The sequence below is a fragment of the Streptomyces sp. NPDC058877 genome, from assembly GCF_042742855.1.
GTDB lineage: Bacteria > Actinomycetota > Actinomycetes > Streptomycetales > Streptomycetaceae > Streptomyces.
Window position 1 is genome coordinate 1 of sequence record NZ_JBHYMF010000289.1, and the last position, 6478, is coordinate 6478.

At 70.7% G+C, this 6478-nt stretch carries 5 protein-coding genes; 3 read left to right on the forward strand and 2 right to left on the reverse strand.

Features of this window, described 5'->3' with window-relative positions:
* Positions 1-504: 504 nt before the first annotated feature.
* Together ACFW2Y_RS33995 and ptsP are read left to right on the forward strand one after the other, a co-directional pair.
* Positions 505-954, forward strand: coding sequence for a PTS glucose transporter subunit IIA (locus ACFW2Y_RS33995; protein WP_384887070.1), 450 nt, complete (start codon positions 505-507; stop codon positions 952-954).
* Between the two features lie 80 nt (positions 955-1034).
* Positions 1035-2705: a phosphoenolpyruvate--protein phosphotransferase gene (gene ptsP, locus ACFW2Y_RS34000; RefSeq protein WP_384887074.1), complete on the forward strand. Its 1671-nt coding sequence runs from the start codon at positions 1035-1037 to the stop codon at positions 2703-2705.
* A gap of 77 nt (positions 2706-2782) precedes the next feature.
* Here ptsP and ACFW2Y_RS34005 read toward each other — a convergent pair whose 3' ends face one another.
* A complete protein-coding gene (locus ACFW2Y_RS34005) occupies positions 2783-3670 on the reverse strand; it encodes a hypothetical protein (RefSeq protein ID WP_384887077.1) in 888 nt (295 codons plus the stop codon).
* A gap of 30 nt (positions 3671-3700) precedes the next feature.
* Positions 3701-4987 (reverse strand): MFS transporter, encoded by a 1287-nt coding sequence (locus ACFW2Y_RS34010; RefSeq protein ID WP_384887080.1) that lies wholly within the window; start codon positions 4985-4987, stop codon positions 3701-3703.
* A 45-nt stretch (positions 4988-5032) separates the two neighbouring features.
* Between ACFW2Y_RS34010 and ACFW2Y_RS34015 the strand changes: the two genes are divergently transcribed.
* The gene (locus ACFW2Y_RS34015) at positions 5033-6352 is read left to right on the forward strand and encodes an aminotransferase class I/II-fold pyridoxal phosphate-dependent enzyme (protein WP_384887083.1); all 1320 of its coding nucleotides are present in this window, start codon (positions 5033-5035) and stop codon (positions 6350-6352) included.
* The last annotated feature ends 126 nt before the right edge of the window (positions 6353-6478 follow it).

Genomic DNA, 6478 nt, shown 5'->3' on the forward strand with positions numbered 1-6478 from the left:
TAATCTGGCGTTGATTTTTGGCACGCTGTTGAGTTCTCAAGATACGGACGCTTCCATCGTTCCTGTTCCCAGGCCCTCCGGGCGCTTCCTTCGTTATCCAGCTTAGCAGATCCGATTTCCGTTTCTGCCACCCGCCGGAGCGGTTCGCTGGGATTGGAATTCGCTTTCGCTTTTCCGTTCCCAGCGGGGTTGAACACTACCAGGCTTTCTCGGCCCTCCTGACCACATCGCTGCGAGCATGCAGAGGTGTAGACCACTGGGGTTAGGATCTGGCTTGATAGGTACTGCCGACCCGCGACCCAAAGCCGCGTTGGGGTCAGGCAGGAGTACGACAGTACATCCCACCGTCAGTAGAGGCAAACCGTTTCTGGTGGTCCCTAGCTCCGCCCAACTAGTACATCTCGTGCGGAACCGGGACTTCCCATGACATACGCTTCAGAGCAGTACGCCGTCCAGGACAGGTAGTGACGGCGCCACACAATCTCCGCCCCTGGGAGGCTTCCCATGACAACCGTGACGTCGCCGCTCGTTGGACGCGCCATCGGTCTCGCCGCAGTTCCCGACCCCGTCTTCTCCGGTGCGATGGTCGGTCCCGGTACCGCCATCGATCCCGTACGTGAGCCTTCGGAGGCCGTATCCCCCATCGATGGGGTCGTCGTCTCCATGCACCCGCACGCCTTCGTCGTGGTCGACGGTGAAGGGCACGGCGTGCTCACCCATCTCGGCATCGACACCGTCCAGCTCAATGGGCAGGGCTTCGAACTCCTCGTCAGCAAGGGCGACACCGTGACGCGCGGGCAGGCCGTCGTGCGTTGGAACCCTTCCGAGGTCGAAGCGGCCGGCAAGTCCCCCATCTGTCCCATCGTGGCCCTGGAGGCCACTGCGGACTCGCTCTCCGATGTCGTCGAGAACGGCGACGTGAAGGCCGGCGACCAGCTCTTCGGCTGGAGCTGAGCCGGGCCGTCCCCGTGACGACCGCGAGTTCGACATTCAATGCGGCGGCCGGGACCGTCGCTCAATCGGAGACAGGTGAGATGGAGACAACGCTGCAAGGCGTCGGCGTCAGCCACGGAGTGGCGATCGGCGAGGTCCGGCACATGGGCACTGCGGTTCTGGAGCCGCCGGCCAAGCAGATTCCCGCGGACGAGGCGGAGCGCGAACAGGGGCGCGCCCGTCAGGCCGTGGAGGCAGTGGCCGCGGATCTGATCGCCCGGGGCAATCTGGCCGGCGGTGAGGCCCAGGCGGTGCTCGAGGCACAAGCGATGATCGCTCAGGACCCGGAGCTCATCGCGGATGTGGACCGCAGGATCGCGGTCGGCAGCACGGCGGAACGGGGCATCTACGACGCGTTCTCGCACTACCGGGAGTTGCTCGCGGGCGCCGGCGAGTACATGGCGGGCCGAGTCGCCGACCTGGACGACGTGCGGAACCGGATCGTCGCCCGTCTGCTCGGAGTGCCGATGCCCGGCGTGCCGGACAGCGACGAGCCGTACGTGCTGATCGCGCGGGACCTGGCGCCTGCGGACACGGCGCTGCTCGACCCTGCGTTGGTGCTCGGCTTCGTGACGGAGGAAGGCGGACCGACCAGCCACAGTGCGATCCTCGCGCGGGCCCTGGGCGTGCCGGCGATCGTGGCGCTGCCCGGCGCGGGTGAGCTGGCCGAGGGCACGCTCATCGCGGTCGACGGCTCCACCGGCGAGCTCTTCGTGGACCCGAGCGAGGAGAAGAAGGAGCAGCTGACGAAGGCCGCGGCGGAGCGCAAGGCCGCACTGGCCACGTCCAGTGGTCCGGGGGCCACCTCCGACGGCCACAAGGTGCCGCTGCTCGCCAACGTCGGTGGGCCGGCGGACGTGCCGGCTGCGGTGGAGGCGGGTGCCGAAGGCGTCGGACTGTTCCGCACGGAGTTCCTGTTCCTCGACGACAGCAAGAACGCTCCGTCCGAGGAGAAGCAGGTCGATGCCTACCGCAGGGTCCTCGAGGCGTTCCCCGAGGGTCGCGTGGTCGTGCGGGTGCTCGACGCGGGAGCCGACAAGCCGCTGGACTTCCTGACCCCGGTGGACGAGCCCAACCCCGCGCTCGGGGTGCGGGGCCTGCGGTCGCTGCTCGACCACCCGGAGGTGCTGCGGACCCAGCTGACCGCGCTGGCGAAGGCGGCCGAGGGGCTGCCGGTGTACCTCGAGGTCATGGCTCCGATGGTGGCCGACCGTACGGATGCCAAGGCGTTTGCGGACGCGTGCCGCGAGGCGGGGTTGCGGGCGAAGTTCGGTGCGATGGTCGAGATCCCGTCGGCTGCGCTGCGGGCGCGCTCGATCCTCCAGGAGGTCGAGTTCCTGTCGCTGGGCACCAATGACCTCGCCCAGTACACCTTCGCGGCCGACCGTCAGGTCGGTGCGGTGTCCCGGCTTCAGGACCCGTGGCAGCCGGCGCTGCTCGACCTGGTGGCGCTGTCCGCCGAGGCGGCCAAGGCCGAGGGCAAGAGCTGCGGTGTCTGCGGCGAGGCGGCCTCGGATCCGCTGCTCGCGTGTGTGCTGACGGGTCTGGGGGTCACCTCCCTGTCCATGGGTGCGGCGTCGATCCCCTACGTGCGGGCGACGCTCGCGAAGTACACGCTGGCGCAGTGCGAGCGTGCCGCCTCCGCGGCGCGGGCCGCGGACACGGCGCACGAGGCGCGGTTGGCCGCGCAGGCGGTGCTCTCCGGGGAGTGATCTCCTAGCGGTGTCGATGGTGTGAGGAGGGGCTTCCCGTCACTGGGTGACGGGGAGCCCCTTCGTCATGGTTGGGGTCAGTGGTGGTCGGTTCCGTCGTCGGGGGCGGGAGCGAGGGGGAGGCCTGCGTGGTACTCGACTCCCCTTTCCGGGGGGATCGGTTCGCCGGTGCGCGCGTCGGTGCAGTAGGCGGCGAAGACCTCGGCCTCGGTGAGCGGGGTCAGGGTGTCGCCCGAGAGGCGCCAGCCGTGGAGGCGGTCGGGGCCGTCGGGGTTGCTGGTGCGCAGGACGACTCCGCCGGGTGCGGTCAGGGCGATGCCGGTGGCGAGGACCGCGGTGAATTCGGTGGCGGTGTCATCACGGGGAAGTGCGGTGTCGTGGGCGTGGAGGACGGCGAGGAGTTGGTCACCGGCGGCCCGGACGCTGCAGACGAGGTGGTGGGTGCCCGGACCCGCGGCGTCGAGGAGGCGAGCCAGCAGCAGGGCGGCCCGCTCGTACGCCATTTCGCCGAGGTCCTCCCCGCACCCCGCGCAATCGCCGGCGGTGGCGAGGACGGTGGTGGCGTACTCCCAGGTGGCCCGGCGGGTTGCGGCGTCGACCAGTTCGGGGAGGAGGGCGGTGAGGGGTTGGCCGGTGTAGGTGACGCGGGCGGCAGTGGTGGCCCGCTGGGCGGTGAAGCGACTGCGGCTGGTGGGCTGGTCGGGGTCGGTGCCCGTTTCGGTGCACCAGGTCGCGTACTCCTCTGGGTCGAAGAGGATGACGGTGGTGTGGCCGCCCCGGGCCGTGAGGGTCTTGAGGAGGGCCTCGACCTGGTGCAGATAGGTGGTGTGGTCGTCGAAGGCGAAGGTGCGGTACCTGCGCATGGCTGCGAAGTCCCGCTCGTCGGCGAGGAGGCCGACGGTGCTGGAAACTTCGCGGCGCAGGGCGCGTCGGAGGTATGCGGCGGTGGTGCCGGTCCGGTTCATGTCTCCCCCTGGTGACGGTCCGATCAATGCTCACTCAGAGTAACTTTCGACACTGACAGTGACCGGTCGGAGATCGGAGAGTCGGCGGCGAACGAGGCGGCGCTGGGCTGCGGTGGTCGCGACGAGGGCGGCTCCGAGGGCGGGCCAGGCGAGGGGGCCCACGGAGACGATGCCGGTCACGAGCAGGGGGCCGGCGAAGCGCTGGGTGGACTGGGCGAGGCCGTGGACTCCGAGGTAGGCGCCCTGGGCGTCGTCGGGTGCCAGGGCAACGGAGATCTCCCAGGACGCAATGGTGTGGAGCATCTCGGCGAAGGTGAGGGCGACGGCTGCGACCACCAGGGCCGTCACGGCGAGGACGGGTCCGCCGAGGGGAGAGGCGCCGAGGGCGAGGGTGCCGAGGGCGAAGAGGCCCGCAAGGGGTGCGAGCAGCCGACGGGCGTCGTCGGTGGTGGCGCCGAAGCGGGAGAGCGGGACCTGGAAGAGCACGACGAGGACGCTGTTGATGACGAGCAGGAGCGGCGCGAGGCCGACGGGGGCGTCGGTGGCGTGGACGATCCAGAGCGGCAGGGCCACCTGGAGGATCGAGTCGTGGAGGAAGAAGACGGACTCTCCGGCGGTGAAGGCGAGGAAACCCCGGTCGCGCCACGGGTTGGAGGGCTTTGTCGTGCGGGCCTCGTCGGCGGAGGGAGCGGTGACGCGGAAGGCGGCGGGGGCGGGTGGTTCGGCGCAGCGGAAGGTGAGGGCGGCCATCACGAGGTAGGAGAAGGCGTTGCCGAGCAGCAGGAGGTGGAAGGCGGTGCTGGAGCCGACTGCGAGCGCCGCGGCGGCGCCGAGGCCGCCGAGGGTCCAGCCGAAGTTGGAGATGGTGCGGTTGATGGCCTGGTAACGGATGCGCTCGGAGCCGGCGACGCGGGCCGCGTAGAGCTTGGTGAGGACGTTGGTGGCGCGGTCGGGGAGGGCGCCGACGGCGGCGAAGAGGACGAGCAGGGGGTAGTGGTCGGTGGTGAGGAGGGCGAGGAGGGCCGCGGCGCGGAGGAGTTGGCTGCAGATGATGACGCGCACGAGGGGGAAGCGGTCGGCGAGGCGGCCTCCGAGGGGGGCGCCGGCGATGCCCGCCGCGCCGGAGAGGGCGATCAGGAGGCCGACCTGGCCGAGGCCGAGGCCGGTCACGTAGGTGAAGTAGAGGGCCATGGCCGTGGACCAGAGCCCGGTGCCGCACTTGTCAATGAAACCGACGAGGAGCATGCGGCGGCCGTCGGGGCCTCCGGGGATGCGGTCCTTGAGGGGTGGGCGGGTGGATGGGGTGGTGCGGTTCATGGGTCCCCCTTGCCAACTCTTTTGTATTGATACATACTTGATTACGTGGCAGCACAATATGCGATCGAAGGAACGACGGCCAAGGGGATTGCCGCGTCCGTGGAACGGGGCATGTCCGAGGGCGGGCTCGCCCCGGGTGACGCCCTGCCGCCGGTGCGGCGGCTCGCCGAGGACCTGGGGGTGAGTCCGGGGACCGTCGCGACGGCCTACAAGGAGTTGCGGCAGCGCGGGCTGATCGTCACGCGGGGTCGCGGCGGAACCGTGGTGGCGGAGGCCCCGGCGGTTGCCTCCCGACGACCTCCGCGCGTGCCGACCGGCCTGGTGGACCTGGCGGGCGGACATCCGGACCCGGCGTTCCTGCCCGTGCTCCGCTTTCCGGCGACCGTGGCCCCCGTCTACGGCTCCCATCGCGCCGCCCCGCGGCTCGCCGACCTGGAAGCACTGACCCGGGCGTGGTTCGAGCGGGACGGGGTTCCGGCCGAGCACGTCACCTTCGCGCACGGTGCGCTCGACTGCATCGCGCGCCTGCTGTCGACGGAACTGCGGCCCGGCGACGCCGTCGCGGTGGAGGACCCCGGATTCCACCACCTGCTGGACCTGGTTCCCGCATTGGGGTTGCGGATGGTGCCGGTGACGGTGGACGGCGAGGGACTCGTCCCGGACGCGCTGCGGAGCGCCTTGCGCAGCGGGGTGCGCGCGGTGGTGTGCAGTCCACGGGGTCAATGCCCGACCGGGGCGTTCTTCACCCAGGCGCGCAGGAACGAACTGGTCGCGCTACTGGGCGAGTTCCCCGAGGTGCTCGTCATCGAGGACGACCACCACGCGGAGGCCGGCGGGGCCGCCTCGCACACGCTCGCAGCAGCCGGACTCGACCGGTGGGCCCAGGTGCGGACCGTGTCGAAGCACCTCGGCATCGACCTGCGTTGGGCCGGTGTGGCCTGCGATGCGGTGACGCTGGCGCGGCACGACGGCCGGATGCTGATGACTTCGGGCTGGGTCAGTCACGTCCTGCAGGAGACGGTGGCCGGACTGCTCGCCGACGAAGCGGTGCGGGAACTGGTGGCGACGGGCCGACGGGCGTACGGGGAGCGCCGCACCGCGCTGATCGGCGCACTGGGGGCGCATGGGATCCGGGCGGTCGGGGCGAGCGGACTCAATGTGTGGGTACCGGTCCGGGACGAATCTGCCGTGGTGAACGGGCTGCGGACACAAGGGTGGTGGGTGGCCGCGGGAGCCAGGTTCCGGATCGACGCCCCGCCGGCCGTGCGCATCACCACGGCGGCGCTCGTGCCGGAGGACGCGATGCGGCTCGCGGCGGACTTCGCCGAGGTGCTCGGGGACGGACAGGCCACGTACGGGGGGTGACGGACCGGACCGTTGGCGGCCCGGTGACGGGTCCGTCACGCAGTCGAACCGTCCGACCCCGGCGGGGTGCGGAAAGCCCCCGGCGAGCGTGTCGCCCGATGCGCTGTCGGAGGCCCGGTCTACGGG

What these genes read in the sequence shown, in the direction of transcription:
- ACFW2Y_RS33995 (WP_384887070.1), top strand. Translation starts at nt 505, where the DNA reads ATGACAACCGTGACGTCGCCGCTCGTTGGACGCGCCATCGGTCTCGCC.
- ptsP (WP_384887074.1), top strand. Translation starts at nt 1,035, where the DNA reads ATGGAGACAACGCTGCAAGGCGTCGGCGTCAGCCACGGAGTGGCGATC.
- ACFW2Y_RS34005 (WP_384887077.1), bottom strand. Translation starts at nt 3,670, where the DNA reads ATGAACCGGACCGGCACCACCGCCGCATACCTCCGACGCGCCCTGCGC.
- ACFW2Y_RS34010 (WP_384887080.1), bottom strand. Translation starts at nt 4,987, where the DNA reads ATGAACCGCACCACCCCATCCACCCGCCCACCCCTCAAGGACCGCATC.